Origin of the sequence: Streptomyces sp. NPDC048383, from assembly GCF_040651775.1 — a bacterium.
Lineage (GTDB): Bacteria > Actinomycetota > Actinomycetes > Streptomycetales > Streptomycetaceae > Streptomyces.
Window position 1 is genome coordinate 63,731 of sequence record NZ_JBEZKS010000026.1, and the last position, 15,686, is coordinate 79,416.

17 protein-coding genes are annotated in these 15,686 nt (G+C 72.0%); 13 read left to right on the forward strand and 4 right to left on the reverse strand.

Going from position 1 to position 15,686, the window contains the following annotated elements:
* The first annotated feature begins 70 nt into the window (after positions 1-70).
* The 4 genes from AB0D46_RS19420 (at position 71) to AB0D46_RS19435 (ending at position 3,820) form a co-directional block, all read left to right on the forward strand.
* Complete coding sequence (locus tag AB0D46_RS19420) at positions 71-835, forward strand: ABC transporter permease (protein ID WP_362878901.1); 765 nt, start codon at positions 71-73, stop codon at positions 833-835.
* A gap of 4 nt (positions 836-839) precedes the next feature.
* Positions 840-1,511, forward strand: a complete 672-nt coding sequence (locus AB0D46_RS19425) for an ABC transporter permease (protein ID WP_362878903.1) — start codon at positions 840-842, stop codon at positions 1,509-1,511.
* A gap of 63 nt (positions 1,512-1,574) precedes the next feature.
* The gene (locus AB0D46_RS19430; protein ID WP_362878905.1) at positions 1,575-2,561 is read left to right on the forward strand and encodes an ABC transporter substrate-binding protein; all 987 of its coding nucleotides are present in this window, start codon (positions 1,575-1,577) and stop codon (positions 2,559-2,561) included.
* A 98-nt stretch (positions 2,562-2,659) separates the two neighbouring features.
* Complete coding sequence (locus AB0D46_RS19435) at positions 2,660-3,820, forward strand: hypothetical protein (RefSeq protein WP_362878907.1); 1,161 nt, start codon at positions 2,660-2,662, stop codon at positions 3,818-3,820.
* Between the two features lie 10 nt (positions 3,821-3,830).
* Here the strand turns inward: AB0D46_RS19435 and AB0D46_RS19440 are convergent, their stop codons facing one another.
* From AB0D46_RS19440 to AB0D46_RS19455, 4 genes are all read right to left on the reverse strand, one after another.
* Positions 3,831-5,105, reverse strand: coding sequence for an alpha/beta hydrolase (locus AB0D46_RS19440; protein WP_362878909.1), 1,275 nt, complete (start codon positions 5,103-5,105; stop codon positions 3,831-3,833).
* 176 nt (positions 5,106-5,281) lie between these two features.
* On the reverse strand, positions 5,282-5,497 hold the full coding sequence (locus AB0D46_RS19445; protein WP_362878911.1) for a hypothetical protein: 216 nt from the start codon (positions 5,495-5,497) through the stop codon (positions 5,282-5,284).
* Between the two features lie 84 nt (positions 5,498-5,581).
* Positions 5,582-6,433 carry an arylamine N-acetyltransferase gene (locus AB0D46_RS19450; RefSeq protein ID WP_362878913.1) on the reverse strand — a complete coding sequence of 284 codons (852 nt, stop codon included), beginning with the start codon at positions 6,431-6,433 and terminating at the stop codon, positions 5,582-5,584.
* A gap of 61 nt (positions 6,434-6,494) precedes the next feature.
* Positions 6,495-7,637, reverse strand: a complete 1,143-nt coding sequence (locus tag AB0D46_RS19455; protein ID WP_362878915.1) for an NADH-quinone oxidoreductase subunit D — start codon at positions 7,635-7,637, stop codon at positions 6,495-6,497.
* Between the two features lie 31 nt (positions 7,638-7,668).
* Between AB0D46_RS19455 and AB0D46_RS19460 the strand changes: the two genes are divergently transcribed.
* The 9 genes from AB0D46_RS19460 (at position 7,669) to AB0D46_RS19500 (ending at position 15,677) form a co-directional block, all read left to right on the forward strand.
* Positions 7,669-8,160, forward strand: coding sequence for a PH domain-containing protein (locus AB0D46_RS19460; RefSeq protein ID WP_362878917.1), 492 nt, complete (start codon positions 7,669-7,671; stop codon positions 8,158-8,160).
* Positions 8,161-8,240: 80 nt separating this feature from the next.
* Positions 8,241-9,560, forward strand: a complete 1,320-nt coding sequence (locus tag AB0D46_RS19465) for a PH domain-containing protein (protein ID WP_362878962.1) — start codon at positions 8,241-8,243, stop codon at positions 9,558-9,560.
* Positions 9,561-9,778: 218 nt separating this feature from the next.
* Complete coding sequence (locus tag AB0D46_RS19470) at positions 9,779-10,111, forward strand: hypothetical protein (protein ID WP_362878919.1); 333 nt, start codon at positions 9,779-9,781, stop codon at positions 10,109-10,111.
* Positions 10,112-10,131: 20 nt separating this feature from the next.
* Complete coding sequence (locus AB0D46_RS19475; protein WP_362878921.1) at positions 10,132-10,443, forward strand: pore-forming ESAT-6 family protein; 312 nt, start codon at positions 10,132-10,134, stop codon at positions 10,441-10,443.
* A 76-nt stretch (positions 10,444-10,519) separates the two neighbouring features.
* A complete protein-coding gene (locus tag AB0D46_RS19480) occupies positions 10,520-10,900 on the forward strand; it encodes a DUF6507 family protein (protein ID WP_362878923.1) in 381 nt (126 codons plus the stop codon).
* Positions 10,897-13,293, forward strand: a complete 2,397-nt coding sequence (locus AB0D46_RS19485) for a hypothetical protein (RefSeq protein ID WP_362878925.1) — start codon at positions 10,897-10,899, stop codon at positions 13,291-13,293. Before AB0D46_RS19480 ends, AB0D46_RS19485 begins: the two co-directional genes overlap by 4 nt.
* Positions 13,290-14,330: a hypothetical protein gene (locus AB0D46_RS19490; RefSeq protein WP_362878927.1), complete on the forward strand. Its 1,041-nt coding sequence runs from the start codon at positions 13,290-13,292 to the stop codon at positions 14,328-14,330. The genes AB0D46_RS19485 and AB0D46_RS19490 overlap by 4 nt, the downstream gene beginning before the upstream one ends.
* A gap of 251 nt (positions 14,331-14,581) precedes the next feature.
* Positions 14,582-15,340: a hypothetical protein gene (locus AB0D46_RS19495; protein ID WP_362878929.1), complete on the forward strand. Its 759-nt coding sequence runs from the start codon at positions 14,582-14,584 to the stop codon at positions 15,338-15,340.
* Positions 15,341-15,434: 94 nt separating this feature from the next.
* Entirely contained in the window at positions 15,435-15,677 is a 243-nt protein-coding gene (locus AB0D46_RS19500) for a hypothetical protein (RefSeq protein WP_362878931.1), read from the forward strand.
* Positions 15,678-15,686: the final 9 nt, after the last annotated feature.

Here is a 15,686-nt window from a genome sequence, read left to right on the forward strand (position 1 = left end):
GGGTTATGGTCGCTGCTGGATTGTCGACCGGTTCTCGGGACATACGTTCGGTGAGGGGGGTGAGGGGCGGATGGCCGACCAGAGCTGTCTCGTGGCGAACGACTGGCTGTGCTGGGAGTACGTCACCTCCCGCTCGCAGGAGCTCACCGACGCCACCGTCGAGCACGTCTGGATCACCGTCGCCTCGGTCCTGATCGGCCTCGCCGTGTCCGTGCCGCTGGCCCTGCTGGCCCGTCGCGGCCGGCACTGGGCGGCGCCCGTGCTCGGCCTGACCACCCTCCTCTACACGATCCCCTCCCTCGCCATGTTCTCGCTGCTGCTGCCGCTCTTCGGGCTCTCGGCGGCGCTCGTGGTGACCGGCCTCGTGCTGTACTCGCTGACCATCCTGGTCCGCAACGTGATCGCCGGCCTGGAAGCCGTCCCCGAGGACGTACGGGAAGCCGCGCGCGGCATGGGCTACGGCCCGGCCCGCCTGCTGTGGCAGGTGGAACTGCCGCTGGCGCTGCCCGCCCTGCTCGCCGGGGTGCGGATCGCGACCGTCTCGACGGTGGCGCTGACCACCGTCGGCTCGATCGTCGGCAAGGGCGGACTGGGCAACCTGATCGCGCCCGCCGTCAACAGCTCCTTCAAGGCACAGGTGCTCACCGCCTCCGTGCTGTGCGTGCTGCTCGCGCTGGTCGCGGACCTGCTGCTGCTCGGCGTACAGCGGCTGCTGACGCCGTGGACGCGGGCCGGCCGCACCACCCGTACCTCCCGTGCCTCCCGCATCTCCGGCGGCTCCCGGGGCTCCCGTACCGGCGGGTCCGCCCAGCCGGCGTCCGTGAAGGGGGCCTGAGGCCGTGGGCGTGCTGACAGGAGCCTGGGACTGGCTGGCCGACGGGGCCAACTGGGCCGGGGAGAACGGCGTCTGGCACCGGCTCGGCGAACACGTCTACGTCAGCGGCATCGCCCTCGCCGTCGCGTGCGCGGTGGCCCTGCCCGTCGGCCTGTGGCTCGGTCACATCGGCAAGGGCGGCGCCCTCGCCGTGAACGTCTCCAACGTCGGGCGGGCCATCCCCGTCTTCGCGGTGCTGGCCCTGTTCATGGTGTCGCCGCTGCGCAGCGCCGGATACCTGCCCACCATCGTCGCGCTGGTCCTCTTCGCGATCCCGCCGCTGCTCACCAACGCCTACGTCGGCATGCGCGAGGTGGACCGGTCGGTGGTCGAGGCCGCCCGCGGCATGGGCATGTCCGGCCGGCAGCTGTTCCTGCGGGTGGAACTGCCCCTCGCACGGGACCTGGTGATGACGGGCCTGCGCTCGGGCGCCGTCCAGGTCATCGCCACCGCCACCATCGCCGCGATGGTCGGCCAGGGCGGCCTGGGCCGGATCATCACCGCCGGCTTCAACACGTACGACACGGCGCAGGTCGTCGCGGGCGCCGTCCTGGTCGCCCTGCTGGCCCTGCTGGTGGAGGGCGGGTTGATCGCCGCCGACCGGCTGCTGCTGCGCCGCCCGGCGGTCTCCCGCTGATCCGACCGTGCCGGTGCGCGGCACACCCCTGTCCGTTCGAACGTTTCCCCTGAAGGAGCTTTGATGATCAAGTCCACGCGCATCCTCGGCGCGACCCTGGGCGCGGTGGCCCTGACCGTTTCGCTCACCGCGTGCGGCGGCGACAGCCTGGAGAAGACCAAGGACGGCGACTCCTCCGCCGCGTCCTCCTCCGCGGGCGGGGCCAAGGGGAAGCTGGTCATCGGCGCGGCCGGGTTCACCGAGTCCAACGTGCTGGCCGAGCTGTACGCCCAGCTGCTGAAGGACGCCGGCTACGGCACCTCGATCACCACGGTCAACAACCGCGAGCTGTACGAGCCGTCGCTGGAGAAGGGCGAGATCGACGTCGTCCCCGAGTACGCGGCCACCCTCGCGGAGTTCCTGAACGCCAAGGTGAACGGCTCCGCCGCGCCGAAGGACAAGCCGGTCGCCTCCAGCGACGCGACCGCCACGGTCGCGGCCCTGGAGAAGCTCGCGGCGCCGCTGGGCCTCAAGGCCCTGCCGGCCGGCGAGGCGGTCGACCAGAACGCCTTCGCGGTCACCAAGGAATTCGCGCAGAAGAACAACCTGAAGAGCCTCTCCGACCTCGGCAGGTCCGGAATCAAGGTGAAGATCGCGGCAGGTGACGAATGCGCCGTCCGCCCGTTCTGCGCGCCCGGGTTGGAGAAGACGTACGGAATCTCCGTCGCCGGCATCGACCCCAAGGGCGTCGGCACCCCGCAGGCCAAGCAGGCCGTCAAGGACGGCGTCGACCAGCTGGTGTTGACCACCACCACCGACGCCACCCTCGACAACTACGGGCTGGTCCTGCTGGAGGACGACAAGAAGCTCCAGAACGCGGACAACATCCTGCCGGTCGTCAACGCCAAGGACGCGGGCTCCCCGGAGGTCGCCGAAGCGCTCGGCAAGCTCACGAAGGCGCTCACCACCGCCGACCTCGTCGAGCTGAACCGGAAGGTGGACGCGGAGCGGGCGAAGCCGGCGGACGTCGCGAAGGCCTACCTGGAGTCCAAGGGACTCCTCAAGAAGTAACAGTTACCTCGTTGAGGGGAAATTGTGGGGCAGCCGCCCGGTAAGAGTTTGCCGGGCGGGTATCCCACCGACCGCCCACGCCCTGTAAATTCCTGGCCATGCCCCGTGGACGCCACCGCAATCCCGAGCCCCTGCACCGACTCCTCACGCCGACGGCCGTCGCCGGGGTTTCCGTCGCCAGCGCCGGCGCGGCCTGGCTCCTCGCGGAACCGCTCGCGCTGCGCCTGCTCGTGGCGCTCACCGCGGTCGCCGGTGTCGGCGGCGCCGTCCTCATGCGCTCCTGGGACCGGGCGGCCGGCCGCCGGGTCGCCGAACTGGCCCGCGAGCGGGTCAAGGACGAGTGGAAGACCGAGGAGCGGATAGCCGAGCTCGAATCCGATCTGGAGGAGGCGCGCGCCCTGCGCGCCAAGCTCGACACCAAACTCCGCGCCAAGCGCGTCGAACTGGCGGGCCTGCGCGGCGAACACGCCGCGCTGCTGCGCCGGTACGCCACCGCCGAGACCGAGCGCGCCGGCGCGCTGGAGAAGCGCCGACTGCTGGCGATCGAGGCCGCGACGGCCCCGGCCGGCGAGACCAAGCAGCTCCCGGCGGTGTCCGAGGAGCGCACCGGCAGCGGCGCGCCCACCCCGGTCGGCTACGCCCGCGCCCACGCGGCGATGACCGCGCTGGTCCGCCGCGCGGAGCCGGGGCCGTCGGGGCCGGCCGGCCCGTCGGGTCCTGCCGGGCCGTCGGGTCCTGCCGGACCGTCCGGGTCCGCCGACTCGGCCGGGTCAGCCCTTTCCGCCCCTTCGGCCGGTTCCGCCGGGTCCGCCGGTTCCGCCGGGGGCAGGGCGCTCACGGCCGGCGTCGCACAGGTCGCCGAGGGCCACTCCCGTCCGGTCGCCTCCCCGGCGCCGACCCGGGCGCCGGCATCGGCGGCGGTCCCGCTCCCGGCGCGCAGGCCGGCCGCGACGATGGCCCCGTACGCGGCCCAGCGCCGCTCCGCCTCGCGGGTCGAGGGCGGCTTCGACTTCTTCGGCACCAAGAACGCCGAACAGGCCCGCGCCGTCATCGAGTCCGTACAGAACGAGGACCTGGCCGACGTGGTCGGCGCCGAGGCGCTCGCCGCGCACAAGGCGGAGTCCGTACGCGCCGACGCGGGCCCGGAGTTCAAGCCGGTCACCGCCGAACAGCGGGCGCTGGGCCAGGTCATCGACCTGACGGCCCATGACGAGACCGAGCCGATCGACGTGGTCCAGCTGCGTACGGCGATCTCCTAGAGCGCACGGCTCAGTTCGTACCGCGGAGCGCGTCGAACCAGCGGACGGTCTGCGGGGCCGAGCGGATCGCCGTGACGGTGTGGTCGGCGTCGGCGCCCTGGTCGACGAGCTTCGCGCGGACCCCGTGGCGGGCCAGGGCCCGGGCGCAGGAACGGGCGTTGGCGATCGGCACGTCGGTGTCGGCGGAGCCCGCGTAGAGGCGTACGGGTACGGCCGGCTTCCAGTCGCAGAAGCCGTCGTTGGCGTCGAGGACCGCACGCAGGGCCCCGCGCGGGTCGCGGACGTTCTCGGCCCACTCCGGGGTGAGCAGCTCCTGCGGGGTCGCGGGCAACGCCGCCGCGATCTCCTCCGGCCGGTGGTTCCCGTCGAACAGGTCCTCCACGGTCCGCGCCCAGGGGGCCCGGAAGACCTCGGAGGGGTCCTCGTAGAGCGGGTGGAGCCGGTTCTGCGCGGTGAGGAAGTAGGAGAGGTAGAAGACGGCGGTGGCCGGGGCGACGCTGCCGTCCGCGATGCCGGGCATCTCGGCGCCCAGCAGGTCGTGCGGACCCGCGATCGGGGCGAGGGCGCGCAGCCGGAAGCCGTCGCGGCCGCGGGAGAGTTCGCGGCCCAGCGCCATGGCCACCTGGCCGCCCTGGGAGAAGCCGGTGGCGTACACGTCCCGGGTGACGGGACGGCCCAGCCGGTCCGCGGCCGTGCGGGAGGCCTTCAGCATGTCGAGGGACGCCGTGACGGACGAGCGGGTGTCCATGTACGGGTGGCTGCCGGGGCCGCCGCCCAGACCCAGGTAGTCCGGGGCGGCGACGGCGCGGCCCGCGGAGGCGTGCAGGTACGGGATGAGCCGGTTGTAGCCGGTGGCGCCGGACGGGGCCTGGTCGCGGGTGGGAACGGTTCCGTGGTGGTCGGCGATCAGGTCGAGGCGGTGCGGGCCGCCGCGCGGCAGGACGAGGAGCCCGGTGGCGGTCGTGGCGCGGCCCCGGGGGTCGACGGTGGCGTAGGTGAGCCGGTAGGCGTCGACACCGTGCCGGACGGTGCCGGCGTCCATCCCGGAGCCGGTGAGTTCGGCGGCGACCTGCTCGCGGTCGAGGCCGCCGAGCGGGACGACGGAGATCAGGGTGCCGCGCGCGGCGGCCCGCTCGGCGCCGGCGGTGCCGCGCTCGGCCCCGGTGGGGGCGGCGAGGGCGGCCGGGGCGGCGAGGCCGCCGAGCACGGCGGCGAGCACCGCGGCCGCCGCGCCGCGCCTGAGCCACTGCTTGCGGGTCCGGGGTCCCGTGTGCGTCGTTGTCATGTCCCGAACGCTAGGCGCGGGGCGCGGGCCGGTGACATCCCGTCACCACCCCTGCGGAGCCGGGGGAAAGCCCCCCACCGGGGGTGGGGGCCGCGGCGGCGGGACGGGCGGCGGCGTGCGGGGCGGCCACGGGCTCGGGGGCGCGGGTCCGGTCGCCGGGGGCGACCCGGCGCGCCTCAGAACAGGGGCAGTTGGCCCGGGTGGGGGCCCAGGACCAGCCCGTCCAGGGTCGGCGCCGACGCGCCGAGCACCACACGGGCGCGGGAACCGGGGCAGGACACCAGGCCGGCCCGGGCCCGGCCGGCGGGAGGGGCGTGGCGGGCGATCCGGCCGGCCGTCACGGCGCAGTCGCGGCCGCAGGCGGGGCAGGCCCGCCGGGGGGAGTGGGACATGCCCCCAGTCTGCCCTGCCCCGCCGACACCGGAACCGCCGACCGGACCCGCCCTCCCGGGGCGGTGAGCCGTCCGCTGCGGGCCTCAGCCTCGGCGGCTCGCCGACCGGGCTTCGTGGGACAGGGTGACGCGGGTCCACAGGACGGCGCGGTCCGACGGGGTGACGTCGTCCAGCGCGCGGCCGAAGACCGAGGCGACCACGTCGAAGTACTCCTCGGACGTGGTCAGTTCCCGCTCCGACACCGGCTTGCCCGGCTCGACGCGGCTCAGGACCCGGCCGCGCAGCGCGTCGACGCCGTGCTCGTCGCGCCGCAGCAGCGCGCAGGTCCGGACGAAACCGGAGTCCTGCGACGTCGACAGGCGGACGTGCTCCGCCTCGAAGTCGGCCGTCGTGGCCGGGGCCCGCAGGAAGTTCATCACCGGGGCGGAGGAGCCGTCGTTGAGGTACGTCCAGCCCGGCTCCGCGTCCGGCGCGGATTCCTCCAGGCGGTAGGTGGTGCCGCCCCGCTCGTGCGCGCCGGCGCGCAGCGGCAGCGGCTCGTACGGCCCGTCGCCGAGGCCGGTCTCGACGAGGTACTCCTGCCCGTCCACCCGTACGGTCAGCGCCAGGTGGTCGCCGCTGACGTCGCGCCGATGGGCCTCGGCCCGGTGCATGACGCCCCCGACGTGGCGGGTCACCTCGTACCCGAGGGTCTCCAGGAGCAGCGCGAAGGCGCCGTTGAGGTGGAGGCAGTAGCCGCCGCGTCCGGCCGCGATGCGGCGGGCCGACAGCTCGGGGTCGATGCCGGGCGGCCGGCCGAGCTGGATGTCGAGGTTCTCGTACGGAACGCGCTCCAGGTGGGCGCGTTGCAGGGCGAACAGCCCTGCCGCGGAAGGGGTACCGGGGTCGGTGATGCCGAGTCGCCGCAGGTAGCCGGCGCGTATGCCAGAGGTCATGGCCGCACGATAGGACGCGGACGCGCCCCGGCACGCTGTTCGTCGGACGATCACGCGCCGATCACTTGTCGATGTCGCCGACGACGAAGAACAGCGAACCGAGGATCGACACCATGTCCGCGACGAGCTGCCCCGGCAGCAGCACTGCCAGCGCCTGGATGTTGTTGAAGGACGCGCTGCGCAGCTTCAACCGGTACGGGGTCTTCTCGCCCTTGGAGACCAGGTAGTAGCCGTTGATGCCGAGCGGGTTCTCGGTCCACGCGTACGTCGCGCCCTCGGGCGCCTTCAGCACCTTGGGCAGCCGCTGGTTGATCGGCCCCGGCGCCAGCTCGGCCATCCGGTCCAGGCAGGCCACCGCCAGGTCCATGGCGTTGTGCGTCTGGTCGAGCAGCACCTCGAAGCGGGCCAGGCAGTCGCCCTCGGTGCGGGTGACCACCTTCAGGACGTCCTGGAGGTCCCCGTACGCCAGGTACGGCTCGTCGCGGCGCAGGTCGAAGTCGACGCCGGAGGCGCGGGCGATCGGCCCGGACACCCCGTACGCGTGCACCGACTCGGCCGACAGGACGCCGACGCCGCGGGTGCGGCCGCGGAAGATCTCGTTGCCGTGGACGAGCTTGTCGTAGACGTCCATCCGGGTCCGGACGTCGGCGATGGCCGCGCGGGCCCGACCGAGCCAGCCGGCGGGGAGGTCCTCCTTGAGGCCGCCGACGCGGTTGAACATGTAGTGCATGCGCCCGCCGGAGATCTCCTCCATCACCGCCTGGAGTTCCTCGCGCTCCCGGAACGCGTGGAAGATCGGGGTGATCCCGCCGAGTTCGAGGGGGTACGACCCGAGGAACATCAGGTGGTTCAGGACCCGGTTCAGCTCGGCGAGGAGCGTACGCATCCACACCGCGCGCTCGGGGACCTCCATGCCGAGCATCCGCTCGACGGCCATGACCACGCCCAGCTCGTTGGAGAACGCGGACAGCCAGTCGTGGCGGTTCGCGAGCATGACGATCTGGCGGTAGTCGCGGGCCTCGAAGAGCTTCTCGGCGCCGCGGTGCATGTACCCGACCACCGGTTCGGCGCTGACGATCCGCTCGCCGTCCAGGACGAGCCGCAGGCGCAGCACACCGTGCGTGGAAGGGTGCTGCGGTCCGATGTTGAGCACCATGTCGGTGCTCTCCGCCGCTCCGCCGATGCCGACCGTGGTCTCCGTCATGGCGGCATTGTCTCAGCCCTACGCTGGGGGCATGGAAACCGGGACGCAGGGTGAGACGGCCCCGCCCGAATGGGTGGGGCTGCCGGGCGGGCTCCTCTCCATGCGGCGGCTGCTGCTGGTGATCTGGACGCTGCTCCTCACGGTGACCACGAGCGTGCCGCTGGGCCTGCTCGTCGGACCCGGGTGGGCCCTGCTCGGGGTGATCTGGCTCGCAATGCTCGCCTGGGGCTGGGTGATGCTCGGGCGGAACTGGCGGTCCTGGCGGTACGCCGAGCGGGCGGACGACCTGCTGATCAGCCGGGGCGTGCTGTGGCGGGAGCAGACCGTGGTCCCGTACGGGCGGATGCAGCTCGTCGAGGTGACCTCGGGGCCGCTGGAGCGCCGCTTCGGCCTGTCCTCCGTCCAGCTGCACACGGCCGCCGCGGCGACGGACGCCAAGATCCCGGGGCTGGTGCCGGCCGAGGCCGAGCGGCTGCGGGACCGGCTGACGGAACTCGGCGAGGCAAGGTCGGCGGGCCTGTGAGCACGCCGACGGACGAGCCGGGGACGGCGGGGACCGGAGGGACGGCGGGGGCCGGAAGGACCGGGGCGGCGGCGGGGGAGGTGGGCGCGACCGGCCCGGGCGGCGCCGGCGTCGTCGAGCGGCGGTTGCACTTCCTGACCCCGCTGCGCCGCGCCTGGGTGCCGATCGCCGCGACCATCGGCGTCATCGCGCAGCAGGGCGAACAGGCCCGGGAATGGGTGACCGACCTGTCCCAGGGGCTGCGCGTGCTGTCCCTGGTCGGTCTGCTCCTCGTCTTCGGCGTGTACGGGTTCCTCAGCTGGTGGTTCACCCACTACGCCGTCACCGACACCGAGCTGCGCATCCGCACCGGCCTCGTCTTCCGCCGCACCGCCCACATCCGGCTCGACCGGATCCAGGCGATCGACGTCACGCGCCCGCTGCTGGCCCGCGTCGCCGGCGTCGCGAAGCTGCGGCTCGACGTCATCGGCACCGACGCCAAGGACGAGCTGGCCTTCCTCGCCGAGCCGGACGCCGTCGCGCTGCGCGCCGAACTGCTCGCCCGGGCCGCCGGGTTCGCCCCCGCCGAAGCCGTCTCCGTCGGTCAGGCCCCCGAACGGGAGCTGCTGCGCGTACCCGTGGCGCAGCTCGTGGTGTCCATGCTGCTCAGTCTCGGCGTGTGGGCCGCGGTCGTCGGCGGGCTCGTCGGTCCGGCGCTCGTGTGGTGGTTCAGCGGGAGCTTCTGGGTGACGGTGGCCACCCTGGTCCCGATGGTCGGCGCGGTCTGGACCGGCAGCCTCGGCCGGCTGTTCACCGAGTACGACTGGACCGTCGCCGAGTCCCCCGACGGGCTGCGCCTCGACCACGGACTGCTGGACCGGGCCCACGAGACGGTCCCGCCGGGGCGCGTGCAGACCGTACGGGTCATCGAACCGTTGCTGTGGCGCCGTCGCGGCTGGGTCCGGGTGGAGCTGGCCGTGGCGGGCTCCAAGAACGGGATCCTGGTCCCGGTGGCCACCCGTGAGGCCGCCCACGCCGTGATCGCCCGGGTGCTGCCGGGCGCGGACCTGGGGGCCCTCGTCTTCACCCCCTCCCCGAGCACGGGCTCGCGGTGGGTGGTGCCGGTGTGGTGGAAGGGGTACGGGCTGGCCGTGTCGGCGGAGCTTTTCGCGGCCCGGCGCGGGCGCCTGTGCCGACGTACGGAGATCGTTCCGCATGCGAAGGTGCAGAGCGTACGCCGCTCCCAGGGCCCCTGGTCCCGCGCCCGCGGGGTCGCTGACCTGCACGTGGACACCGGCGCGAACGAGACCGTCACCGCCCGCCTGCGCGCCTCGGCGGAGGCCTCCGCCCTCCTCGACGCCCAGGCCGTCCGCTCCCGCACCTCCCGCGCGGCGGCCCGCCCGGACCGCTGGATGACCTGACGTTCGGTCGGTCGGACGGGCGCGTGGCGGTACCGGTGGCCGTACGCGCCCGTGTACGCGTAGCCGTACGCACACGGGGTGTTCAGCCGACGCGAATCGGCCGGGAGACATTTTCGGCCAGAGGTTCCTGCCGGATGAAACCGTGTTTGTGTTCGCAACGTCCCTTCGGTAGACAGGGATCTACGCAAGTGACGGAACGACACGTCAGGGGTGGGTGGATGAAGTTCGACATGGGTGGCACCACGCTGTCCGACCTGGGCAAGGCCACGGGAGGATCCAGCGAGGACCTCGGCACGCTGATCAAGCTGCTGGTGGCCGCGGCGGACCCGCTGGAGGGCAAGTTCAACGGGGCGGGCCGGGTCGCGTTCGATTCGTTCAAGCAGCGGTCGGACGCGATCACGACCGAGCTGAACGCCTCGCTGCGCGCGATCCTCGGCGGTCAGGCCGGCATGGACACCTCGTTCACCACGGGCGCCACCGAGCAGGGGGACAACGCCCACCAGAACATGGGCACCGCGAACTTCGACGCCGCCCGCTTCGGCGCGCGCTGAGCCCCGGGAGACTCGACGACATGGGACAGAACCAGGACCGCACCTCGTACGACACCGGTGCCTCCGTGGAGGTGCAGGGCGGGCTGGCCGGGATCATCGGTCAACTGGAGCGGGTGCTCGGCGACCGCGAGACGGCGGTGAAGGCGGCGATGGCCGAGTTCACGGCCGACGGCGTCTCGGACGAGTACCACGGCAAGGAAGCCCGCTGGAACAAGGCGGCGAACGAGGTGCGCAACATCATCCGCCTCGTGCGCACCACGCTGGAGCAGAACGACGCGACGGCGCAGGCGACGCTGCAGAAGGCCAAGGCGGCCGTGGACGGGATCGGCTAGCCGCTCGGCGCGGGACGCGGGTACGCGGGTACGCGGTACGCGGGACGCACGGAATTCGGGGAAACGGGGGTAGGCCATGGACTGGGACATCAAACCGTCCGGCGTACAAGGGGTCGTGAACAGGACGGTCACGGCCGCCGGCGGCTTCCAGACGGCCGGCAAGTCGCTGCAGACGGCGTTGCCGGACGCGGCGAAGCACGCGGGAACCATCTCGGGCGGCGGGTCCACGGCCGGTGAGGGCGGCGGCCTCGGTGTGATCGCCGCCGCGCTGGGCGGCCTCATGGACGCCCACGACCAGCGCCTCAAGTACATCGGAGCCCGTACGTCGGCCTCCGTCAACGGGGCGATCGCGGCGACGACGGCGTACGTCCAGGGCAACCTGGAGCAGGCGGCCAACGCCCAGCGCGAGGCGCTGAAGGAGCCGAAGATCGACCTGCCGGGGGCGGGCCAGAAGTGACGGATCACGTACCGATCAATCCGTGCACGATCCCGCAGTTCACGGGTGACCTGGCCGCGTTGGAGTCGGACCGGGCGAAGTTGGATTCGGCGGCGGGCACGTTCCGTGATGCCGGGTCGAACGTGGATGCCGAGTTCCAGGGGTTGTCGGCGTTCTACACGGCGCCGGAGGCGGCGCAGTTGTTCGCGACGACGAAGCCGGTGAAGACGGACAGTGATTTCTTCGCCGACCAGTTGGAGTCGGCGGCGAAGGCGTTGGGCGAGTACGTCACCGAGGCGCGGCCGATCGTGGCGCGGTTGAAGGAGCTCCAGGCGAAGGCGACGACCTTCACGGGGAAGATCGCCGGGGATGAGCACTGGAAGGACGACGGGGACAAGATCGATGAGAACAACGATCTGATCCACGACGTCAACGCGGCGGTGTCGGCGTTCTGGGCGGCGGAGCGGACCTGCGCGAACAAGATCCGCGCGTTGTACTGCGCGCCGCCGTTGACGACCGATGACGGCAGTCACGGCGCGAACATGTACGGGTACAAGGGTGAGGACCTCAACAACGCGCAGGACCTGCCGTGGGGTTCGCAGTTGGAGGAGACCCACCGGGCGTGGGAGATCGGGTACTGGGTCAAGTCGTTCGTGTGGGACGGGCTGATCGTCGATGGTGTGTGGGGCACGATCAAGGGCCTCGGCACGCTCGTCGGCTTCGGCGGCCTGGATGCGATGGGCCAGGCCTGGACGGGCCTGGCGAAGCTCGCCACGGGTCTGGTGATCACGGCGATCCCGGGGGCGAACGTCGCGTTCTGGATGGCCGATGACAAGGACATGCCGGGGTGGCTCAAGGATTCGCGGACCGCGATGAAGGAGACCGGCAAGGCGCTGGTCGCGTGGGACGAGTGGGGCAAGAACCCGGCCCGGGCGGCGGGTGCGGTGACGTTCAACGTGCTGACGACGGTGTTCACCGGTGGCGCGGGCGCGGTGGCGAAGACGGGCAGCGTCGCCAAGGTGATCTCCGCGGCGGGCAAGGCCGGCCGACTGATCGACCCGATCACGTACATCGGCAAGGCCGGCTCGTTGGCGAAGCTGAAGGTCGGCGATCTGTTCGCGAACTTCGGCAAGGTGGACGGGGCCTTCCCGAAGATCGACGACGTGGTCTGGAAGGACCTCCCGAAGGCCGAGGCTCCCGGGGGCGTCACCTTCCCGCACCCGGACGACACGGTCCGCCTCCTCGACGACCCGCTGGGACGCCCGCAGTACTACGACAGGACCACCCACCAGCTCCTGGACCACAAGGGCGTCCCGAAGCAGGACCTCACCTCGGTCCCGAAGGGCCCCGACCACCCCTTGTCGGAGGTCCCGGTCCGCCAGGAGGTCCCGGTCGGCGTGGGCGCCCACACACCGGGCGGAGTCACGAGCCACACCCCCGGTGGAGCGGCGACGCACACCCCGGGCGGCATGACGAGCCACACGCCGGGCGGCGTCGCGGACAACACGGCCCACAACAGCCACACCGACCCCACCACCCCGACGGGCGGCCACACGGACACCACCCCGACGGGCGGCGCCGGCCACGGCGACGGCCCGCCCACGGGCGGCGGGCACTCGGACACCCCGTCCGGCGGTGGCCACGACGGCCCCGCAACGGGTGGCGGTGACCACACACCGGGTGGTGGAGGTCACGGAGGTTCGGACGGCGGCGACGGCCCGCCGTCGGCGGGTGGTCACGCGGACGACTCGTTGCCCAGAGAGGAGCCCCGCCCCTTCGAGCGTGGCGGTGAGACGGAGCAGCGGATCCGGGAGAACCTGCTCGGGGGGAAACCGAAGCCGCCGGATCTGGAGAAGGCGCTCGCGAATCTGGCCGACCACCCCGCAGGCCAGCAAGTGGCCGACATGATCGCGTCGGGCAAGTTCAAGGGCATGACGAACTTCGAACAGGTCGTGGGCAGTTTCAGTCAGAAGAACGCAATGTCAGGCGGTATAGAACAACTCCGGCTGGCCGACCAGCTCTACGACAGTGGTGTCAGGGACATCAGTTTCGAGATCAAGGGAGACATCGAGATCAAGCCGGGGGTGACCACCGGACCGAGGACCGACATGGACGTGATGGCCCGTGATGCCGACGGGAACGTCTACGGGTACCAGTTCAAGGAGGTCGCGAACCCCAAGAAGGCCACCGACAAGATGTGGCAGAACATCAACCAGCTCGCGGAATCCGGCGCTGATGTCAAGGTGTTCGTCGTCGACACCAAGGGCAGCATGGCGGACATGCTGGCGTCGGGTGTTGAGAAGAATCTCGCCAGGATTCACACCGAAAAGGGTGTGATCGTAGTACTTCGCGTCGAGGACGGAACGTTCATGTACCCGCCGGGCGCGAGCTTCATGCCAGGAGGACGGCCTTGATTGCCAGCACACCCGTCGCGCAGTGGTCGTGGGGGGAATTCGGCCATGACACCGATCTGGTCCGCGAGGCCGTACACCGGTTCCTCCTGACGCTTGAAGTCCTGGACCGGCACCGGCTCGCGACGCCGCACGGCGGGCGCGTGAGCGTGCAGGTTCCCGGGATGGGCCGCCGGAGCATGCTGTTCCGAGCGGATCTTCCTTTGGGGAAGGCGGCTGCGGATACCGCAGAGGACTCGCCGCTCGCCGAGGCGCTGGTGGAGCGGATCCGGGAAGGCGTCGCGCCCGGTGAGATCGGGGGCGTCGATCTGTACGCCCGGTGCGACGGCATCGTGGAAACCGGGAACGGTGCCGAGGCGTTCGAAGGCCTCTTCGCGCTCAGCGCGGAGGTGTCCGAAGGTTACTTCCACGTGGCGCTGACCACCTTCTCCGACGCGTGGATGCCGTTCGATCTGCGGGGTCGCGCGCAGGAGGCGGTGTTCGCCGCGAACCGGCCGCGCCTGGCGTCCGCCCTCGCAGGGATCGCGGAAGGACTCGATGTCGAGATCGACCCCGACGACGCCACCTGGTTCGCCGTTCCGACGGAATCGGGGGTCGAGAACCACTACGAAGACGACGGCTCCGCCTCCGATGTGTGGGGGAGCTTCGAGATCCCCTACCGGAATGGAATCTTCAGTCAGACCCCGAAGTTCACCGCCGGCTACGGACGGCAGGCGTCCGGGGCCGTTCGGTACTTCCCGGTCGCAGGGCCCGAGCAAGTGCTGGGGTATCTGTGGGCCTCGGATGCCGAGGGTGCCGCGAGCTTCGAGGCGCGAGACGCGGCCGACCTGGAGGCTTACCGGGCCGGTCTGGTGTGGCTGGAGCGGCTGCAGGCGGCCTACGACCGGGGGCTGTCCCCGGCTGCCGCGCTCGTCGAACTCGGACGGCTTCCCGCCGATCCCGTAGCCGGGCGGCCCGAGGCGGACCGGGCGACCGACGTGGACGAGTTCTGGAAGCTGGGGCAGCTTGCGCGGCAGGAGCATCCGTCGTCGAAGCCGTGACGTACGGGGCGGGGGCAATGCCCTGATGGCCCGTATGCCTGTTGCCCGGTGGATGGGGCCGCGACGGCGAGGCAGCCTACGCCCTTCAGCTGCCTGTCCGATCTGCTGTCCGCCTACGCGGTCCTGGCCGCCCACCGGCTCGCGGTGGGCGGCCCGTGGCGAGTTCGGCGGCCGAAACGGACGCGTTCGAGGCACTGGCGCTGTTGGCGCTCGAGTAGGAGCGCCCAGGCCGTGAAGGGAGAGGAGTTCGAGTGACCGACCGAGCGGCTCGCGTCGTACTGGATCGTCTGCGGGCGGTGGAGTGGGCGGGCGACTGGGACTTCGCGTTCGGCCACGTCAAGTCGCGTCGCGTGCTGTTCCGTGAATACCTGCGGCGGGCGGCGGTGTGGTCCCGGGCCCACGGCGGCGAGGGCAGCTGGTTGCTCTCCGACGTCACCCCGTACGTGGATCCCGGCTTCCGGCTCTCCCCGGCAGTGGCCGAGGAGCTCGCGGAATTGCTGCGCAGTTCGTCCGATGGAGAGGTGCGCAGTACCTGTTCGGGGGCGGTGCGGCTGGCGGAACTCCGGGGGCGGAGACCGGAGGCCTTCGCCGGCCTTCCCGACCTCTACGAGCCGTTGCTCCTGTTCTGGGAGCGGGGCGGCGAGTTCGCCCGGGACGATGCCGGCTTCATCGACCTGACGGGTGTGCTGATCCGCCCCGGCCCGCTGGAGGCCTGCGCGGGCAATCCGCCCGTGACCGACCTGAGCGACATCGTCCTCGACGCGCTCGACGGGGACGGACGGGTCACGTACTACACCTCGGCAGACGGCCTGCGGCCGCTGCTGCGGCGGTGCGTACGGCGGGACGGGCTGACGGACCAGTCCCTCGGACGTGATCTCCGCTGGGAGCCGACGGATCTGATTCCGGGCTCGGACGAGGCGGTGCGGGGCGCCGGGCTCGTCACGGTCGATGAGCTGGAGGCCGCCCGGCTCATCGGGCAGGAGCACGCGGCGGCGCAGCCCATGCCGTGATCACGTCCGAGGTCGTGGGCGAACGGTTCCGGGCGGGTTTCGCGGGGGAGCGGCGGCGTACTAGCGTCGGGGGCCGACAGGGAGGGGGAGCGTCGTGGCGGCACAGGACTACGACAGTCAGTTGCTGGAGTCGGTCGCGGTGCGGCGCCGGCGGATGCGGGACGCCGTGTTGTTCGGGGCCCAGCGCGGGCGGCGGATGGCCGACGAGCGGATCGGCAAGGCGGTCGCCGGGTTGGTCATCGCGGCCGTGCTGTGCGCCGGCTGCGTCGGTTGGTCGTTCGTCTCGCACCGGCTGATGGGCAAGACCGGTACCCCGGGACAGGTCAGCACTCGGTGATAGGTTCGA